The organism is Bombilactobacillus folatiphilus (assembly GCF_023380265.1).
Taxonomy (GTDB): Bacteria; Bacillota; Bacilli; order Lactobacillales; family Lactobacillaceae; genus Bombilactobacillus; species Bombilactobacillus folatiphilus.
Map to the genome: position 1 here is coordinate 494,801 of NZ_CP093366.1, position 17,396 is coordinate 512,196.

19 protein-coding genes and 1 other annotated feature are annotated in these 17,396 nt (G+C 37.7%); of the genes, 17 read left to right on the top strand and 2 right to left on the bottom strand.

Going from position 1 to position 17,396, the window contains the following annotated elements:
- The first annotated feature begins 17 nt into the window (after positions 1-17).
- The 12 genes from rplT (at position 18) to MOO45_RS02555 (ending at position 9,587) form a co-directional block, all read left to right on the top strand.
- On the top strand, positions 18-374 hold the full coding sequence (rplT, locus tag MOO45_RS02500) for a 50S ribosomal protein L20 (protein ID WP_249514818.1): 357 nt from the start codon (positions 18-20) through the stop codon (positions 372-374).
- Positions 375-472: 98 nt separating this feature from the next.
- Positions 473-982 (top strand): YqeG family HAD IIIA-type phosphatase, encoded by a 510-nt coding sequence (locus MOO45_RS02505; RefSeq protein WP_249514819.1) that lies wholly within the window; start codon positions 473-475, stop codon positions 980-982.
- A complete protein-coding gene (gene yqeH / locus MOO45_RS02510; RefSeq protein WP_249514820.1) occupies positions 975-2,081 on the top strand; it encodes a ribosome biogenesis GTPase YqeH in 1,107 nt (368 codons plus the stop codon). The genes MOO45_RS02505 and yqeH overlap by 8 nt, the downstream gene beginning before the upstream one ends.
- 11 nt (positions 2,082-2,092) lie before the next feature.
- Positions 2,093-2,410: a YhbY family RNA-binding protein gene (locus tag MOO45_RS02515; RefSeq protein WP_249514821.1), complete on the top strand. Its 318-nt coding sequence runs from the start codon at positions 2,093-2,095 to the stop codon at positions 2,408-2,410.
- 9 nt (positions 2,411-2,419) lie between these two features.
- Positions 2,420-3,070, top strand: a complete 651-nt coding sequence (locus MOO45_RS02520; protein ID WP_249514822.1) for a nicotinate-nucleotide adenylyltransferase — start codon at positions 2,420-2,422, stop codon at positions 3,068-3,070.
- Complete coding sequence (gene yqeK, locus MOO45_RS02525; RefSeq protein ID WP_317619049.1) at positions 3,063-3,644, top strand: bis(5'-nucleosyl)-tetraphosphatase (symmetrical) YqeK; 582 nt, start codon at positions 3,063-3,065, stop codon at positions 3,642-3,644. Before MOO45_RS02520 ends, yqeK begins: the two co-directional genes overlap by 8 nt.
- Before the next feature lie 9 nt (positions 3,645-3,653).
- Positions 3,654-4,007 carry a ribosome silencing factor gene (rsfS, locus tag MOO45_RS02530; RefSeq protein WP_249514824.1) on the top strand — a complete coding sequence of 118 codons (354 nt, stop codon included), beginning with the start codon at positions 3,654-3,656 and terminating at the stop codon, positions 4,005-4,007.
- Complete coding sequence (locus MOO45_RS02535) at positions 4,007-5,146, top strand: nucleotidyltransferase (protein ID WP_249514825.1); 1,140 nt, start codon at positions 4,007-4,009, stop codon at positions 5,144-5,146. Before rsfS ends, MOO45_RS02535 begins: the two co-directional genes overlap by 1 nt.
- Positions 5,147-5,175: 29 nt before the next feature.
- A complete protein-coding gene (locus tag MOO45_RS02540) occupies positions 5,176-5,712 on the top strand; it encodes a DUF177 domain-containing protein (protein WP_249514826.1) in 537 nt (178 codons plus the stop codon).
- A 91-nt stretch (positions 5,713-5,803) separates the two neighbouring features.
- Positions 5,804-7,219, top strand: a complete 1,416-nt coding sequence (gndA, locus tag MOO45_RS02545) for an NADP-dependent phosphogluconate dehydrogenase (protein WP_249514827.1) — start codon at positions 5,804-5,806, stop codon at positions 7,217-7,219.
- A 191-nt stretch (positions 7,220-7,410) separates the two neighbouring features.
- Positions 7,411-8,100, top strand: a complete 690-nt coding sequence (locus MOO45_RS02550; RefSeq protein ID WP_249514828.1) for a response regulator transcription factor — start codon at positions 7,411-7,413, stop codon at positions 8,098-8,100.
- On the top strand, positions 8,097-9,587 hold the full coding sequence (locus MOO45_RS02555) for a HAMP domain-containing sensor histidine kinase (RefSeq protein ID WP_249514829.1): 1,491 nt from the start codon (positions 8,097-8,099) through the stop codon (positions 9,585-9,587). The genes MOO45_RS02550 and MOO45_RS02555 overlap by 4 nt, the downstream gene beginning before the upstream one ends.
- A gap of 106 nt (positions 9,588-9,693) precedes the next feature.
- Here the strand turns inward: MOO45_RS02555 and yidC are convergent, their stop codons facing one another.
- Positions 9,694-10,671 carry a membrane protein insertase YidC gene (gene yidC / locus MOO45_RS02560; RefSeq protein WP_249514830.1) on the bottom strand — a complete coding sequence of 326 codons (978 nt, stop codon included), beginning with the start codon at positions 10,669-10,671 and terminating at the stop codon, positions 9,694-9,696.
- A gap of 12 nt (positions 10,672-10,683) precedes the next feature.
- Positions 10,684-10,956, bottom strand: coding sequence for an acylphosphatase (locus tag MOO45_RS02565; RefSeq protein ID WP_249514831.1), 273 nt, complete (start codon positions 10,954-10,956; stop codon positions 10,684-10,686).
- Positions 10,957-11,099: 143 nt separating this feature from the next.
- On the opposite strand from MOO45_RS02565, the gene MOO45_RS02570 reads away from it, so the two are divergent.
- From MOO45_RS02570 to mltG, 5 genes are all read left to right on the top strand, one after another.
- On the top strand, positions 11,100-11,867 hold the full coding sequence (locus tag MOO45_RS02570) for a TrmH family RNA methyltransferase (RefSeq protein WP_249514832.1): 768 nt from the start codon (positions 11,100-11,102) through the stop codon (positions 11,865-11,867).
- Positions 11,868-11,884: 17 nt separating this feature from the next.
- A complete protein-coding gene (locus MOO45_RS02575; RefSeq protein ID WP_249515133.1) occupies positions 11,885-12,382 on the top strand; it encodes an HD domain-containing protein in 498 nt (165 codons plus the stop codon).
- Between the two features lie 40 nt (positions 12,383-12,422).
- Positions 12,423-12,614, top strand: a binding site (T-box leader).
- A 54-nt stretch (positions 12,615-12,668) separates the two neighbouring features.
- Complete coding sequence (pheS, locus tag MOO45_RS02580; protein ID WP_249514833.1) at positions 12,669-13,712, top strand: phenylalanine--tRNA ligase subunit alpha; 1,044 nt, start codon at positions 12,669-12,671, stop codon at positions 13,710-13,712.
- Between the two features lie 3 nt (positions 13,713-13,715).
- Positions 13,716-16,136 (top strand): phenylalanine--tRNA ligase subunit beta, encoded by a 2,421-nt coding sequence (gene pheT, locus MOO45_RS02585; RefSeq protein ID WP_249514834.1) that lies wholly within the window; start codon positions 13,716-13,718, stop codon positions 16,134-16,136.
- A gap of 119 nt (positions 16,137-16,255) precedes the next feature.
- Positions 16,256-17,362 carry an endolytic transglycosylase MltG gene (gene mltG, locus MOO45_RS02590; RefSeq protein WP_249515134.1) on the top strand — a complete coding sequence of 369 codons (1,107 nt, stop codon included), beginning with the start codon at positions 16,256-16,258 and terminating at the stop codon, positions 17,360-17,362.
- The last annotated feature ends 34 nt before the right edge of the window (positions 17,363-17,396 follow it).

Genomic DNA, 17,396 nt, shown 5'->3' on the forward strand with positions numbered 1-17,396 from the left:
TTTTAGGAGGAATCACTATGCCACGTGTTAAAGGTGGAACAGTAACTCGTAAGCGTCGTAAGAAAGTTTTAAAGTTAGCTAAGGGTTATCGCGGTTCTAAACATATTCAATTTAAGGCTGCATCAACACAATTATTTAATTCTTATCATTATGCTTTCAGAGATCGTAAGCAAGTTAAGAGAGATTATCGGAAATTATGGATCGCGCGGATTAATGCTGGCGCTCGGATGCAAGACATCAGTTATAGTAAGTTAATGCACGGTTTAAAGGTAGCGCAAGTTGATATTAATCGTAAGATGTTAGCTGATTTAGCAGTTAACGATCAACGTGCTTTTAAAAAGTTAGTTGATACTGCTAAAGATGCATTGAAATAAACACGTAACTAGCTTGATGCTAGTTGCGTGTTTTTACTAAAAAATAAATTGTCAAACTGTGACGTGAGGTGAACATTCTGGGACTGTTTAAGCCAAATATGATGCTTGAGCAAATTACGTGGGTCACACCGCAAGAATTTATTCAAGCAGGTGTGAAAGTGATTTTATCTGATCTTGATAATACGTTATTGCCTTGGAATCAAAAAGAACAACACAATCAAAATTTAGTAGATTGGATCCAAGCTTTGAAAGCTAACGGTATTACATTGGTGATTGCATCAAATAATAGTGAAGAACGTGTTAAAAAAGCTGTGGCGGATTTACCGGTGCAAATTTTGGCACGTGCCTTAAAACCTTTGCCGTTTGGTCTGCACAAATATTTGAGGCAGCATCATTATCGACGCCAAGAAACTGTCATGGTGGGCGATCAATTAATGACTGATGTTTTAGCCGGTAATTTAGCTGGCGTGCGGACCATTTTGGTGCAACCGTTAGTTCAGACCGATGCTAAGAAAACTCGGATTAATCGGTTGATTGAACGACCAATAATGAAGTTGAATCACTTTTTATATCCTCATTTACGGTGGAGGAGGAATTTAATTGAGTGAAAACGAACTATTTTGTGTCGGTTGTGGTGCACAATTACAAAGTCAAGATTCAAAATTAGCCGGTTTTGTGCCAGCTAGTCGCTTACAGCAAACTCAAGAAACTGATTTATATTGTCAACGCTGTTTTCGATTGCGTCATTATAATGAAGTCGCTGAAGTTCCCTTGGATAATGCCGCATTTCAAGATTTATTAACAAGTATTGGTCATCAGGATGCTTTAGTCGTTTATGTGATGGATATTTTTAATTTTTCTGGTAGCGTGATTGCTAATTTGCGTAAATTTATTCAGCATAATCCTGTCTTAGTTGTCGGCAATAAAATTGATTTAATTCCTAGTTCTTACCATGTTAATAAGTTGCAGAATTGGTTACAAAATCAAGTGAAACAAATTGGCCTCAAACCTGTTGCAACACAATTAGTTAGCGCTAAAAAGTTAGCCGGTATTGATGAGTTAATGACCAAAATTGAGAATTTACGACACGGACTTGATGTTTATGTGGTAGGTTCGACTAATGTTGGTAAATCAACATTAATTAATGCTATTTTGCAAGCAAATAGTGATCTCAAAGACCTTATTACAACTTCTAATTATCCTGGTACCACTTTAAATGAAATTCGGATTCCGTTAGCTGGCGGTGGTGATTTGGTTGATACGCCGGGAATTATTCATGCAGGACAAATTGCTAATTTATTGACACCACAAGAATTGAAGTATGTTGCGCCACAAACGCAATTACATCCGCGAATTTTTCAGTTAAATGCTCAACAAACGCTCTTTTTGGCCGGGTTAGGACGTTTAGATTTTGTAGAGGGAGAAGCTGGGTCATTTGTCGCTTACGTTGACAATCATTTATATATTCATCGCACCAAATTAAGCAATGCTGATCAATTTTATGCTGCTCATCGAAGTGATTTGTTGACGCCACCACAAAAGCAAACAGATTTTCCTGATTTAGTTGCGCATGATATTACAACAACTGTGAAAAGCGATATTGTTTTTTCTGGTTTGGGTTGGGTGACGGTGCCCAAACAAGTGCGGTTAAAAGCGTATTTACCAGCGGGGATTAAGTTAGATGTTCGGCCTGCTTTGATTAATTAATGAGGATAACAATGTTAACAAAAAAACAAATCAAATATTTAAAATCTCAAGCACAAACTTTGACGCCTAGTTTACAAATTGGTAAAAATGGGCTCAGTACTAATTTGTTTGCACAATTAGCTGAACAGTTAGAACATCAAGAGTTAATCAAGATTAGTTTGCTGCAAACAGCTCCTTTAACAACCAAGTCTTTTGCGATGGCTTTGGCAAAAGCTTTGCCGCAAGTGAATATGGTTAATCAAATTGGTCATACTGTTGTTGTGTATTCACAAGCTTCTGAAAGTAAACATCGAACAATTAGTTTAAAAGTAGACCAAATTAAGGGTTAGGTAATTAAAATGACACAGACAGTGACAACTAATAAACCAGTGACACAAGTCCAATCCCAGACGCAGACACAATCAAAAGGTCAGCGCATTGGAATTTTAGGTGGTACGTTTAATCCGCCCCATATTGGTCATTTAATGATTGCTGATCAGGTGTTTGAACAACTTGATCTGGATAAAATTTTGTTTATCCCAGACGCTAATCCCCCTCATGTCGATGAAAAAGGAGCAATTGCGGTGGAACATCGCATGGAGATGGTTCGGCGAGCTATCATTAATCATCGAGATTTCGATTTGTGCTTGATTGAAGCGCAACGTGGTGGAATTAGTTATACATTTGATACAATTCGGCAGTTGAAAAAATTGCATCCGGAAAACCAATATTATTTTATTATTGGTGGCGATATGGTGGAGTACTTGCCTAAATGGCATAAAATTGATGAATTAGTCCAAATGGTGCAATTTGTGGGCGTATGTCGTAAAGGTTATGAACAAAATTCGACTTATCCGATTATTTGGGTAAATATGCCTACGACTGAAGTTAGTTCAACTTGGATTCGTCAGACAATCCAGACGCACGGTTCTGTTCGTTATTTTGTACCCGATTTAGTACAGCAGTATATTGATGAAAAGGGGCTTTATTTAGATGATTGTAATGACTGACTATGATATGGCGGCTTTGGTGGCCCAAGTAAAAGCTAAATTATCTCCTTATCGATTTGAACACTGTGTGCGGACTAGTCAGCGTTCAGTAGAATTGGCTCAATTAAATCACGCTGATCTTCAAAAAGCACAAGTGGCGGGTTTGGTTCATGATTATGCCAAAGAACGTAGCGCTGAAGAGTTTATGAAAGTCATTAAGCAAGAACATTTAGACAGTGACTTATTAAATTACGGTAATGCCATCTGGCACGGTGTGGTGGGTGTCTATTTTATCAAGCGAGAATTAGGCATTTATGATGAAGAAATTTTAAACGCTGTGCGTAAGCATACGACTGCTGCTGAAGTGATGACTACTTTGGATAAAATCGTGTTTATGGCAGATTATACGGAATCAGGCCGTGATTTTGAGGGCGTGGAGCAAGCACGTCAGTTGACGGATCGTGATTTAGATGCCGGAGTTAGTTATCAATTAGCGCATACATTACAATTATTAGTTAACAAGCAACAACAAATTTATCCCAAGACTATTGATAGTTATAACAAATGGGTTGTTGCCCGTCAGGATGAAAAGTGAGGATGACGATTGAAAAGTCAACAAGTGATGGAACTGGCTGTCAAAGCTGCAGATGCTAAACATGCTAATGAAATTCAAGTTTTGGATATGCAACAAGTTAGTTTAATTGCAGATTATTTTGTGATTGCAGATGCGAATAGTCAGCGGCAAATTGCGGCGATTGTAGATCAAATTGTCGAAACAGCTGTTAAAAAAGGAATCCATGCGTCAGTTGAAGGTCAAAAAAATTCACAATGGATTTTAGTTGATTTGGGTGATGTAATTGTTCATGTCTTTACACGCGAAATGCGTGAATATTATCAATTGGAAAAATTATGGTCGGATGCCAAAGCTGTTGAAATTCAGTCTTTAGTGGCCGATTGATGAAAATTTGCGGAGTCATTGCTGAGTATAATCCTTTTCATAATGGTCACTTGTGGCAAATTCAACAGATTCGACAACGTCTTCATTCAGATGTGCTCATCGTGGTGATGGCGGGAAATTTTGTACAACGTGGCGAAATGGCAATTGTCAATAAATGGTCGCGAACCCAAATGGCCTTGGATGCTGGAGTTGACTTGGTTGTAGAATTACCGTTTGCTGGTGCTGTCCAACCTGCGGATTTATTTGCCCGAGAAGCGATGCTGATTTTACAACAACTGCAAGTCACGGATTTGGTCTTTGGCACAGAAAATTCAACCTTGGACTATCAGCAATTAGGCCAGCAAGTTGAACAGGCAATGCAGACGACGCATTTTTTGACTGATTATCATCAAACCTATGCCACGCAATTCAATCAAGTTTTGCAGGATCAATTAGGTTTGACTTTGACTGAACCTAATGAGTTATTGGGTGTTGCTTATGCACAAGCAGCTATTAAAATTAAATATCCGATCCGCTTGGTACCATTTGCACGGCATGGCAAGGCACAGCATGATCAATTGACACTAGGACGAAAGTTTTCGAGTGCGAGCGCAATTCGGCAGGCAATTTTGCAACAACGAGATTATGCTATGAGTTTACCGGATTTCGTATTATCTAATTTAGGCACGCAATTTTTAGATTGGAATCAAGTTTTTATTTTTTTAAAGTATCGAATTTTAACTAGCAGTTTGGCAGAGTTAACGCAAATTTATCAAATGAACGAAGGTTTGGAGTATAAATTTAAGCAAGAAATTATAAAGAGTTCGGACTTTGCAACTTTTTTATATCGAATTAAAAGCAAAAGATATACTTTTTCACGGTTGCGTCGTTTATGTTTATATGTATTGTTGAATGTGACAACTGAACAAATGCAGGAAATGTGGTCGCAACGTTATCTACAGATTTTAGGTTTTAATGCGATTGGCCAACAGCATTTACATGCTTTACGTAAGCAAGTTAGTTGGCCGCTTATTACGAAAGTAACTCAGAAATTAGGCAATGGTTCCGGAAGAATGGCTCATGCGGTTCAGATTGATCGCTTTTTAACTTTGTTTGGGCAACCTGAACAAAATTTTGGTCATCAGCCACTTAGAAAGTAGGTGATTATATTTTTTTTAAAACGTCAGAGTTGGAAAAGTATCGTCAACAGCCTTTAATTTTAGATCAAGAAATGGATGTTACTGCAGAATTGAAGCAACGCGACCCACAAATTATTGATATGAGTCCAATTAGGTTACAAGGAACGATTAGTTTAGAAGGTCAATTTATTTTTGGAGATTTTCGACTAACGGCGCAAATGGATTATCCATCGACGCGTAGTTTACAGGTGGTGCATTTGCCACTGGATCTTTCTGTTCATGAAACTTATACGACTTTGCCTGAAGATCAGTGGCAACCTGAGGATAAAGAACGCTATGGTTTAATTATTCCGTTAGAAGATCAGACTTTAGATTTGCAATCAGTCGTCGAAGACAATCTTTTGTTAGGTATTCCAACGCAAGTTTTGACACCACAAGAACAGTCAGAAGGGACAATGCCTGAGGGACAGGAATGGTCCGTGATCTCAGAAGAAGATTATGAAAAACAAAGTGCGACCAATTTAGAAGCTCAGTCTGAATTGGCCAAATTAAAGCAACTTTTTCCAGATGCCAATGCTAAAGATTAAAAGTGTGTGACAAAATAATGTTTGGTCTTGGTAAGATAATTTGCATATTGTATGATAAGTGAGAGTAGTAAATTGGCAGGGGGTAGCATTCATGAATAAACCAACCGTTGGTGTCATTGGCATGGCTGTAATGGGTAAAAACTTGGCTTTGAATATTGAAAGCCGCGGTTATACAGTTGCGATCTACAATCGAACTGGTTCCAAAACTCAGCAGGTGGTTGAAGATCATCCAGATAAAAAATTGGTTCCGAGTTTTAGTGTGGAAGATTTTGTTGATTCATTAGAAAAACCGCGGCGGATTGTGATGATGGTTAAGGCAGGCAAACCGACCGATGCGGTCATTGATGAATTATTACCATTATTAGATCAAGGTGACGTTTTGATTGATGGTGGTAACACTTTCTTTGAAGATACCATTGCTCGCAATGAGCGTTTGGATAAATCTGGGATTAATTTTATTGGTATGGGTGTATCTGGCGGTGAATTAGGTGCGTTAAAGGGTCCGTCTTTGATGCCTGGTGGTCAAAAAGAAGCTTATGATTTGGTGGAACCTGTATTACAGCAAATTGCAGCTAAAACTGATGACGATCAACCTTGTGTAACTTATATTGGTCCTAACGGAGCCGGTCATTATGTAAAAATGGTTCATAATGGGATTGAATATGGTGACATGCAACTCATCGCGGAAAGTTATAGTTTGATGAAAGACTTGGGTCATTTGTCAACGGATCAAATTGCTGTAACTTTTAAAGATTGGAATCAGGGCGAATTATCTAGTTATTTGATTGAAATTACGGCTGATATTTTGACGCGTAAGGATGATCTAGGTTCGAATCAGCCTATTGTGGATTTGATTTTGGATGCGGCGGGTAATAAGGGCACTGGTAAGTGGAGTTCTCAAAGTGCGCTGGAATTAGGTGTACCGCAGTCATTGATTACGGAAGCTGTTTATGCTCGTTATATTTCGACTTTTAAAGATGAACGGGTCAAAGCTAGTGAGCGGTTGCCTCAGAGTCAACTGAACGTGCAAATTCCTGCTGATTTTACAGAAAAAGTTCGCGAAGCTTTATACTTTAGTAAAGTTATGAGTTATGCGCAAGGTTTTGCACAATTAAAGGCTGCTTCTCAGCATTATGATTGGAATTTACAGTATGGTGAGATTGCTAATATTTGGCGCGAGGGCTGTATTATCCGGGCACAATTTTTACAAAAAATTACCGCAGCCTATCAAAAAAATGCTGATTTAAACAATCTTTTGTTAGACGATTACTTTAAAGAAATTTGTGCGAAATATCAAGATGCAACGCGGCAAGTGGTTGCTTGGGCTGTACAGTCTGGTATCCCGGTGCCAGCTTTTAGTGCTGCGTTAGCTTATTATGATTCTTATCGTTCCGCCGTTTTACCCGCTAATTTAATTCAAGCACAGCGTGATTATTTTGGAGCACATACTTATCAAAGAGTAGACCGCTCAGGAATTTATCATTATCCGTGGTATGAAGAACAATAAAAAAGTTATTTTAATTTAATTAGCATTATTTCTGAAAACTCGGTGATTTTTTACCGAGTTTTCTCAATGTTTAGTCCAGTTTAGGACAAATTATTACGTGCTTTATTAGTATGAAAACTATAAAACGTGATAAAATAGTGATGGACTTATTTAAGAAAGTTAATTTATATTCAGAATTGGAGCATATAATAATGGCAAAAATATTAATAATTGAAGATGAAAAGAATTTAGCGCGCTTTGTGGAGCTGGAATTACAGCATGAAAGCTATGAAACACGCGTGGAATTTGATGGTCGCAAAGGTTTAGATGCAGCTTTGGCTGAGGATTGGGATGCTGTATTGTTAGATTTGATGTTGCCAACCTTAAATGGTTTAGAAGTTTGTCGACGAATTCGCCAAGAAAAAAGTACGCCGATTATTATGATGACTGCTCGGGATTCGATTATTGATCGTGTATCTGGTTTGGACCATGGTGCTGATGATTATATTGTAAAGCCATTTGCGATTGAAGAACTTTTGGCTCGTTTACGTGCTTTATTACGGCGGATTGATATTGAAGATCAAAAAATGGCACCACATTCAACAAAAATTGAGTATCGTGACTTAATCATGGATAAAGAGGCTCATACTTTGAGTCGCAATGGTAAGGTAATTGAATTAACACGGCGGGAATATGATTTGTTCTTGACTTTGTTAAATAATATGGGCAAGGTTTTAAGCCGGGAACAATTATTGAAGAATGTTTGGGGCAGCGAATCAACCCAAAGTGAAACAAATATTGTGGATGTTTATGTTCGTTATTTACGTAATAAAATTGACTTGCCTGATAAGGAAAGTTATATCCAGACAGTACGTGGGACTGGATATGTTGTTCGCCCATGAAGCAAAAATTAGCGGATTGGAGAATTACGATTCAATTTAAATGGACTTGCTTTTTGAGTTTAGCTATTTTTATCGTGTTTGGCTTGTTCGCAACTTTGGTTTACACGTCGGTTAATCAAGCATTATTGCGTAGTGAAGAAAACAATGTCCGGGATACGATTGCGGCGGTTGACAGTCGCTTTAATGTTTATCGAGCACCCTTGACCAAAGAACAAGTACAACAACGTCTGGCACCGCGTTTTAATCAAAAAACTTTAGAGCAAAGTGGTCATGGTCAATTTGTGACCGGGGATCCAGAAAAATTTTATCATGATAGCTTGTCTAAACAATTAGCGCGTGGCGACTTGGCAATCGTTTTGTATGATGTTAAGGGTCATCCTTTATTTAAAGCTGGGCAGATTGATGCTAATTTTACTGATGTAACCAAAATTACGTTCAAAAAAGAATATGATGGTCGTCCTAGTTATTTAGAAACTACTGTACCAATCCATTCTAGTCGAACTAATAAGGTCATTGGTTATGTCAAAATCAATGATGGTTTACGTAGTTATCATCGTGCTTTTCAAGAATTAAATCGACGTATAATTTTAGTGATTGTTTTTGCTGTTTTATTGAGTTTGTTTTTGGGCTATATTTTAACGCAGCCACTGGTTAGACGTATTAATCAAGTGAATCGAACAATTGATGAGATTAATGAGGATCCAGATTCGCAAGCGAGAATTCCGAAGCAACGTTCTAATGATGAGATTACTGACTTAGTTGATCGTTTTAATAAAATGTTAGATCGTATGCAAGAATATACGAATCAGCAAAAAGAATTTGTGGAAGATGTGTCGCACGAATTAAGGACACCAGTAGCCGTTATTGAAGGTCACTTAAAGTTGTTGCAACGATGGGGCAAAGATGATCCTCAAGTTTTGGATGAATCAATTAATGCTTCTGTGAGTGAAGTTTCACGGATGAAAAAGTTAATTCAAGAAATGTTGGATTTAACTCGTGCTGAACAAATTGAGATAAATTATACTAAAGAAGTCACGGAAGCTAACGAAACTTTAGAACAAGCTTATAACGATTTTGTGATGCTGCATCCTGATTTTAAAATTAATTTTGATGATACTGTCCCACCACATACAATGGTTCAAATTTATCGAAATCATTTAATGCAGATTTTAGTGATTCTGATGGATAATGCGATTAAGTATTCTAAAGATCGTAAAGAGATGAATCTTTCGGCTTCAACTGCTGATGGCATGTTAATGATTGCTGTCCAAGATTTCGGGGTTGGTTTAAGTCAGAAAGATTTGCAAAGAATTTTCAATCGCTTTTATCGTGTTGATAAGGCACGTTCTCGTGAAAGTGGTGGCAATGGCTTAGGCTTGTCGATCGCAAAAAAAATTATTGAAATGTATAAGGGATCAATTACCGCTGAAAGCGCAGTAGGCTCGGGAACTATTTTTCGGGTAAATTTACCGTTAGTTAAAAAATAATTTTTGATTCAAAAGAGTGATGATCTCACTCTTTTTTTGTTCGTCTATATTCGATGGTAAATAAAAACGATCACCTCAATGAAGTGATCGAAATTGAATAGCTGAATTATTTATGCGGATGTTGCTGTCTGCCAGCATTGCGTTGTCGATTTTTTTGATGTTGCTGTTGCAAATGCTGGTTTTGAACCTGCTGCTCAGTGCTATCTGGACGAGAGTTTAAACTTTGAAAAGTGTCTTTGGTAACCACTTCGACAATTGGTGTTTCTTTTAACTCTTGATCAACCTGTTTACGGACGCGTGGTGTAATAATATAGTCACTAATTAATTGTTGAAGCACGACGATAATTCCACCAATTAAAAAGTACAAGGCTAATGCAGTCGATGAAGCTAAACTGATGAAAAAGGTCATTGCGGGACTCAAAATTAACATTGTCTTCATTTGTTGACGTTGTTCTGCGGGAACATTTTTTAACGATATCCAACTTTGGAGAAGATAAAAAGCAGTAGCGATAATGGTAATAATTAAGCTCGGCTTAGATAAGGGTGCACCCCAAAAATTAGCTTTAGAAATTTCTGGCGAATATTGCACAGCTTGATAAATTCCGATGAAGACAGGAAATTGCAACAATAATGGTAAGCAACCTAGACCACCAGTTAATTTGATATTATTTTTAGAATAGACTTGCATCATTAACTGGCTAACAGCAGCTTGTTCTTCCTGTGTTTTGGCTTTTTTTTGCTGCTCTTGAATCAGTTTTAATTGTGGCTGAATTCCCTTCATTTTTTCTTGTTGAATAATTGATTTTTTTTGTTGAATCAAGCTTAGTGGCAATAAAATTAGCCGCACTAAAAATGAGATGATAATAATGCCCCAAGCATAACCATTCTTGCCACCAATGGTATTAGACGCATATAACATCAAATTTTGAAAGGGAATACCTAGATAACGATAAACCCAGCCGTACGGACCACTGGTTGGTGGTTTGGGGGTGCCACTGATGCCTGATTTTGAACAAGCAGCTGTCAGTAAAAGAATTCCCAGCAAACTGCTTAGTAAAAGAACGCGCTTTGTTGTTTTTTTCATTGGTATCTCCATTTATAACATTAAGAATTCGGAAAAATTTGATAGCGGTTGTTCTTGCAATTGCATTTGTTTGACATGGGCAAATTTATTAGGACCATTTTGGATGATTTTGATGAAATGTTCCAATTGCAAAGCTTCACCTTGAGCTTCCAAATGTACACTGCCGTTTGTGCAATTTTTGACTGATCCCACAATCGCATACTTTTGAGCCCAAGAATAGGTTGCATACCGAAAGCCAACGCCTTGAACCAGTCCGTAAATGTCAGCTGAAAGATGTTTTTGCATGTAAACCGCTTCCTTTTTATTCCAATAATATAAATATTATAGCGAAAAAGTCGTCTTAACAAAAGGCTTGTGTAATTTTTTTCAAGTGTTAAAAATGATATGATTAATCTAGTTAATTTTGTGATAGGAGAATAGATTAATCTATGGTATATATTAGTTCAACGCAAAATACTAAAATTAAAGAATTAAAAAAATTACAAACGCATAAAGGACGTAAAAAACAACAGCGTTATTTGTTGGAGGGTGAACACCTTATTTTTGAAGCACTTCAACAACAAATTAGTTTGCAAGATGTTTATGTGACTACAGATTATCTCAATCGTGATCCGAAACATTTAGTGCGTGATCATTTTCCTAATGCTATTGAAATTAGTCGAGAAGTGGCGCAAGCATTGGGGGAGACAGTTACACCACAAGGTATTATTGCTGTGACACCATTAGTGGCCTTACAAGCACCAACTTTGACGCACGGTACATGGTTATTACTAGATCAGATTCAAGATCCTGGAAATGTGGGAACCATGATTCGTACAGCCGATGCAGCTGGCTTTACGGGCGTGATTTTGAGTCCTGATTCAGCTGATTTTTATTCAGCAAAAGTTCAACGTGCTATGCAGGGGAGCCAGTTTCACTTGCAGATTCAATCAATGGAGTTGACGCAAGCAATTGAACAATTGAAAGCAGCACAAATCCCGGTCTATGGGACTTTAGTTGATGAGACGGCCCAGCCTTATCAGACATTGACAGCACCGCAACAATTTGCTTTAATTATGGGCAACGAGGCGCACGGCTTAAATCCTGACTTAGCTAAATTAACAGATTTGAATTTGTATATTCCTATTTTGGGTCAAGCAGAATCATTGAATGTCGGTGTAGCAGCGGGAATTTTAATTTATAGACTTTCTGTCTAAAAAAGGGGCGTATGACTTTGAAGAAAGCGTTGAATTGGCAACAAGATACTGCTTATGTTGAACAAGTGGCTGATTTATTGGCAAAAACTGAAGTCCAAAAGTTACAACAGATTAAACATCATATTCACTCTAATCGCTTAGAACATTCGCTAAGTGTTTCTTATCATAGTTATTTAATCGGTCAAAAACATCATCTCAATACGCGGGCTTTAGCACGTGGAGGTTTGTTACATGATTTATTTTATTATGATTGGGATCCTAAGCAGCTTAGTTTTCGACAGCATGCTGATTTGCATAGTCAAGTTGCTTTAAATAATGCACAAAAATTAACGAATTTAACACCGATGGAAGCTGACATTATTGTCAAGCATATGTTTGGGGCAACTATGATACCACCGAAATATCGGGAAAGTTTAGTGGTTAACTTAGTAGATGATCAATTAGCCGTGCAAGAAGCTTGTGAGCCCAAGTTAATTGAATGGCGTAAGAAGTTTTTACATGTAGGCACTAATTAAAATTTGTTTGAAATTTAACTTCGAAAGATTTAAACTGTCTTTATCGACGATGAAAGAAAGTAGTACCACCAACAGCTCAATTTAACAGAGACAATTGATAAGTGAGAACAATTGAAATTGAGAGGTGGAAATTCGTTCTGGAGTCAAAACGTGATTAGTTGGCGTTATCCGACATGAAAGTGGTCAAGTTTACTTGGCAACTAGGGTGGTACCGCGAGACTTCGTCCCTTTTGAGGAGACGGAGTTTTTTTGTTGGTTAAAATAAGTAAATCGAAGGAGAAGAAATATGGATTTAAGAAATGTCTTAGAAGAGTTACATCGCCAAGGTTTACAGCAGATTAAAGAAGCACACGAAATGGAGAAATTGAATCAAATTCGGGTTCAATTTTTAGGGAAAAAAGGTCCTTTAAGTCAAGCATTGCGTGGCATGAAAGATTTGACGGCGGAACAACGTCCTAAGGTTGGTGCCTTGGCTAATACGGTTAGAGATGACTTGCAAGAAGCCATAGATCAAGCAAAGAAACAATTAGAGCAAAAAGCAACCGCTGCTAAGTTAGCAACAGAAAAAATTGATGTGACTTTACCCGGTAAAAAACGGCGTCTTGGTACAAAACATGTCATTTATCAAATTATGGACGATATTGAAGCTTTGTTTATCGGTTTGGGTTATGAAGTAGTTAATGGTCCCGAAGTCGAAGAAGATCATTATAATTTTGAAATGATGAATTTGCCTAAGGATCATCCGGCACGGGATATGCAAGATACATTTTATATTAGCGATGAAATTTTGATGCGGACCCAAACTTCACCGGTGCAAGCTAGAACCTTGGAGAAGCACGATTTTTCTGAAGGTCCATTAAAGATGATTAGTCCGGGCAAGGTTTATCGGCGCGATACGGACGATGCAACACATTCACATCAATTTAACCAAATCGAAGGTTTGGTGATTGATAAACATATCACGATGGCTGATTTGAAAGGAACACTAGAATTAACAGCCCGTCATATTTTTGGTTCTGAAAGAGAAATTCGGTTGCGTCCTAGTTATTTTCCGTTTACTGAACCATCCGTGGAAGTTGATGTATCTTGTTTTGCTTGTGGTGGTGAAGGCTGTAAAGTCTGTAAGTTCACCGGCTGGATTGAGGTTTTAGGTGCGGGCATGGTGCATCAGAATGTTTTAGAAAATGCAGGTGTGGATTCTAAAGTTTACGGTGGTTTTGCCTTTGGCTTAGGTCCTGATCGCTTTGCAATGCTGAAATATGGGATTAATGATATTCGTAATTTCTATTTAAACGATGTGCGCTTTTTAGAACAATTCAAAGGAGAATAAATCATGAAAATTTCTACGAAATGGCTTGCACAATATGTACAATTACCAGAATCACCTGAAAAATTAGCTGATCGCGAAACCGTTACTGGTATTGAAGTAGACGAAATTATCAAGCCAGATGCGGGCCTTAAAAAGTTGGTGACTGGTAAAATTGTATCTTTAAAAGCGCATCCAGATTCAGATCATTTGAACGTTTGCCAAGTTGATGTGAACCAAGATGAATTATTGCAGATTGTTTGTGGTGCACCTAATGTTGCGCAAGGGCAAACGGTGATTGTGGCGTTGCCAGGAGCTCGAATTGCTGACAATCAAAAAATTAAAAAGGGTAAGTTTCGTGGTGTTGAATCGAACGGGATGCTGTGTGCTTTACAGGAAATTGGTTTTGATGATGCCGTTGTTCCCAATGAATTTAAAAATGGTATTTATGTCTTTTCAGAAACAGAGGAGATTCCGTTAGGACAACCGGTTTATCCTTATTTAGGAATGGACGATACGATTTTAGATTTTGATTTAACCCCGAATCGGGCTGATGCTTTGGGAATGCGTGGAGCAGCTTGGGAAGTTGCAGCCATGTATGATGAAAAGCCTGAATTTGAGCACTCATTAGTTCAGGAAGGTTCGACCTCTGCTGCTGATAAATTGAGCGTGGAAGTACCTGATGTGAATTTGGCACCAACGTATCGTACACGAGTAATCAATAATGTACAGATCAAGCCGAGTCCGCTTTGGTTGCAGGTTCGTCTTTGGAACAATGGCATTAAGCCGATTAATAATATCGTTGATATTACCAATTATATTATGTTAGATTTTGGACAGCCATTACATGCATATGATTATGACAAATTAGGTTCTAAAAAATTAACAGTTCGCCTAGCTGCCAAGGGCGAACAATTTACTGCTTTGAATGAAAAAGTTTATGATTTGGATGATCAAGATATTGTCATTTCTAATGATGAACAGGCAGTTGGCTTAGCTGGTGTTATGGGCGGATTGGCAACATCAGTCACCGATCAAACTAAAAATATTATTCTAGAAGCCGGTGTCTTTAATCCTACAAAAATTCGAAAAACGGCACAACGGCATAATTTGCGAACAGATGCTTCGGCACGTTTTGAAAAGGGTGTTGATTTGTCAGCTGTTGCAGAGGCATTGGATACAGCGGCGCAATTAGTTACACAATTAGCTGATGGTGACGTTTTAGCTGAACAATTAGTTGGGAGTCAGTCCGCTTTAACGCCGACGGTTGTAAAAATTACAGTAGATCAGATTAATCATGCCTTGGGTACTGAAATTTCTGAAGCTGAAGTAATTGCTATTTTTGAGCGACTAGGCTTTCATGTTGAACAGCAGAATAACGAATTGGTTGTGACGGTGCCTTTACGTCGTTGGGATATTTTTATTGAGTCGGATTTAATTGAAGAAGTAGCTCGGATTTATGGTTTTGATAAAATTCCTAGTACTTTGCCAGTCGGAACCCAGACTATTGGTGGTTATACACCACGCCAAAAATTTTTACGGCAGTCACGTCGCGCTTTGCGTTCTTTAGGTTATGACGAAGTGATTAGTTATTCTTTGACCACTGAAGAAAAGGCTGCTGCATTTAGTTCACCGGATGTTGTTGTGACCAAAGTGGATTGGCCGATGACACAAGATCATGAATATTTGCGAACGAATTTAGTCAGTGGTTTATTAGATGATTTAGCTTATAATGCAGCGCGTAAACAGACTGATGTAGCTATATTTGAGCAAGGTCGGGTTTTTGTTAAGTCAGATAAATCGGTGGTTCGTCCTGCCGAAGTAGAAATGATTGCGGGAGCAATTAGTGGTAACGTAGTTACTTCGACTTGGAATCAAACGGCACAAACAGTTGATTTTTACAATGTTAAAGGAGATGTGGAACAATTAATCGCTAGTTTCAATAAGAAAGCAACCATTTTGTTTCAGGCAACTGGTTCGATTAAAAAATTGCATCCTGGTCAGACAGCGATTATTTTGATGAATGAACAACCTGTTGGTTTTGTGGGGACTGTGCATCCACAAGTACTTCAAAAATTGCGTTTAGCGCCGACGGTCGTTTTTCAATTAGATTTAGAGAAAATCATGGCTCTACCTGATCAATCACAAATTTATGTAGAAACTAGCAAGTATCCAGCCATTCAACGAGATATTGCTTTGATTTTACCGGATGTGGTTACAAATGAGTCAGTGGAACTGGCAATTCAAAAAGTTGCTGGTCCATATTTGACGGATATCCAATTATTTGACGTTTATGCAGGCAAAGGAATCACATCGCAGCATAAATCCTTAGCTTATCGTCTGACTTTCCAAAATTCTGAAGCGACTTTGACTGATGTTGAAGTGAATCATTACTTCGATGCTGTGAAGCAAACATTGCAAGATTTATTTAATGCACAAATTCGTTAAAAAGAACAACAATTGTCTAAAAATTGTGTATAATTAGTTGTTGAGATTAATTTGTGGAGGAACCTTTTTTGGCTAATTCAGATAAAAATGGTAATCAACCAACTAATAAGCGTCAAGCAATGCAGCAAAAGAAAATGGTTCGCGAATCAGAACAAAGAGTGGTTAATCATATTGTTTACTGGATTGTGGGAATTTTAGCAGTCTTAATTCTGACGGTAGGGGTACTGGGTTATAATTTTGTTCAAGAATCTTTGCAGCCGTACAATAGTAAGGATCATCAATCTGTTGAAGTTAAAATTCCGATTGGTTCATCTAATAAGCAAATTGCTTCCAAATTACAAAATAAACACGTAATTCGTAGTGCCACAGTTTTTAATTATTATGTTAAATCTCATAATTATACGGATTTTCAAGCTGGTTATTATACTTTTAAGCCTTCGATGACCTTAACTCAAATTGTTGCGCGTTTGCAAAAGGGTGGTAGTTTGGAACAAATTGGTCAACCCGGCGATAGTGTCTTGGTACGTGAAGGTGTTACGGTGGATCAGATTGGAAATGTGATTGCTAAGAAAACGCCCTTTTCCAAAAGGCAATTCTTAAACTTGATGAAGGATCAATCTTTCATGCGTGACTTGCAGAAAAAGTATCCTGATTTGTTGACTTCATCAATGGATTCTAAGCATGTGCGTTACCATTTGGAAGGTTATTTATTCCCTGCCACTTATCCGTATTATTCTGGAATGTCTTTGAAAAAATTAGTGACGGAAATGGTTGATAAAACTAATCAAGAATTATCTCCATATTATAATCAATTAAAAGAGAAGAATTTGACGGTTCAGCAGTTGCTAACTTTGGCTTCGTTAACTGAGCGTGAAGGTGTAAAAAATATTGATCGGCGCAAGATTGCGGGGGTTTTCTTTAACCGAATTGATGCTGATATGCCTTTACAATCTGATATTTCGGTTATGTATGCTTTGAATAAGCATAAACATAGTTTGACAAATAAGGATACAAGTGTAAAATCTCCTTATAATCTGTACAAGAATAAGGGTTTTGGACCAGGTCCCTTTAATTCACCAAGTTTAGGTTCGATTCAAGCGGTCTTGAATCCAGCAGAACGTGATAAGGGATATTTGTACTTTGTTGCTAATTTGAAGACTGGTAAAGTTTACTATTCAACAAATTATTCACAACATTTAGATACTAACTCTCGTATTGGTCAATAAAATTAGTGGACTGACAGATGTCAGTCCCTTTTGA

What these genes read in the sequence shown, in the direction of transcription:
- rplT (WP_249514818.1), top strand. Translation starts at nt 18, where the DNA reads ATGCCACGTGTTAAAGGTGGAACAGTAACTCGTAAGCGTCGTAAGAAA.
- MOO45_RS02505 (WP_249514819.1), top strand. Translation starts at nt 473, where the DNA reads ATGATGCTTGAGCAAATTACGTGGGTCACACCGCAAGAATTTATTCAA.
- MOO45_RS02515 (WP_249514821.1), top strand. Translation starts at nt 2,093, where the DNA reads ATGTTAACAAAAAAACAAATCAAATATTTAAAATCTCAAGCACAAACT.
- MOO45_RS02520 (WP_249514822.1), top strand. Translation starts at nt 2,420, where the DNA reads ATGACACAGACAGTGACAACTAATAAACCAGTGACACAAGTCCAATCC.
- yqeK (WP_317619049.1), top strand. Translation starts at nt 3,063, where the DNA reads ATGACTGACTATGATATGGCGGCTTTGGTGGCCCAAGTAAAAGCTAAA.
- MOO45_RS02535 (WP_249514825.1), top strand. Translation starts at nt 4,007, where the DNA reads ATGAAAATTTGCGGAGTCATTGCTGAGTATAATCCTTTTCATAATGGT.
- gndA (WP_249514827.1), top strand. Translation starts at nt 5,804, where the DNA reads ATGAATAAACCAACCGTTGGTGTCATTGGCATGGCTGTAATGGGTAAA.
- MOO45_RS02550 (WP_249514828.1), top strand. Translation starts at nt 7,411, where the DNA reads ATGGCAAAAATATTAATAATTGAAGATGAAAAGAATTTAGCGCGCTTT.
- MOO45_RS02555 (WP_249514829.1), top strand. Translation starts at nt 8,097, where the DNA reads ATGAAGCAAAAATTAGCGGATTGGAGAATTACGATTCAATTTAAATGG.
- yidC (WP_249514830.1), bottom strand. Translation starts at nt 10,671, where the DNA reads ATGAAAAAAACAACAAAGCGCGTTCTTTTACTAAGCAGTTTGCTGGGA.
- MOO45_RS02565 (WP_249514831.1), bottom strand. Translation starts at nt 10,956, where the DNA reads ATGCAAAAACATCTTTCAGCTGACATTTACGGACTGGTTCAAGGCGTT.
- MOO45_RS02570 (WP_249514832.1), top strand. Translation starts at nt 11,100, where the DNA reads ATGGTATATATTAGTTCAACGCAAAATACTAAAATTAAAGAATTAAAA.
- pheS (WP_249514833.1), top strand. Translation starts at nt 12,669, where the DNA reads ATGGATTTAAGAAATGTCTTAGAAGAGTTACATCGCCAAGGTTTACAG.
- pheT (WP_249514834.1), top strand. Translation starts at nt 13,716, where the DNA reads ATGAAAATTTCTACGAAATGGCTTGCACAATATGTACAATTACCAGAA.
- mltG (WP_249515134.1), top strand. Translation starts at nt 16,256, where the DNA reads ATGCAGCAAAAGAAAATGGTTCGCGAATCAGAACAAAGAGTGGTTAAT.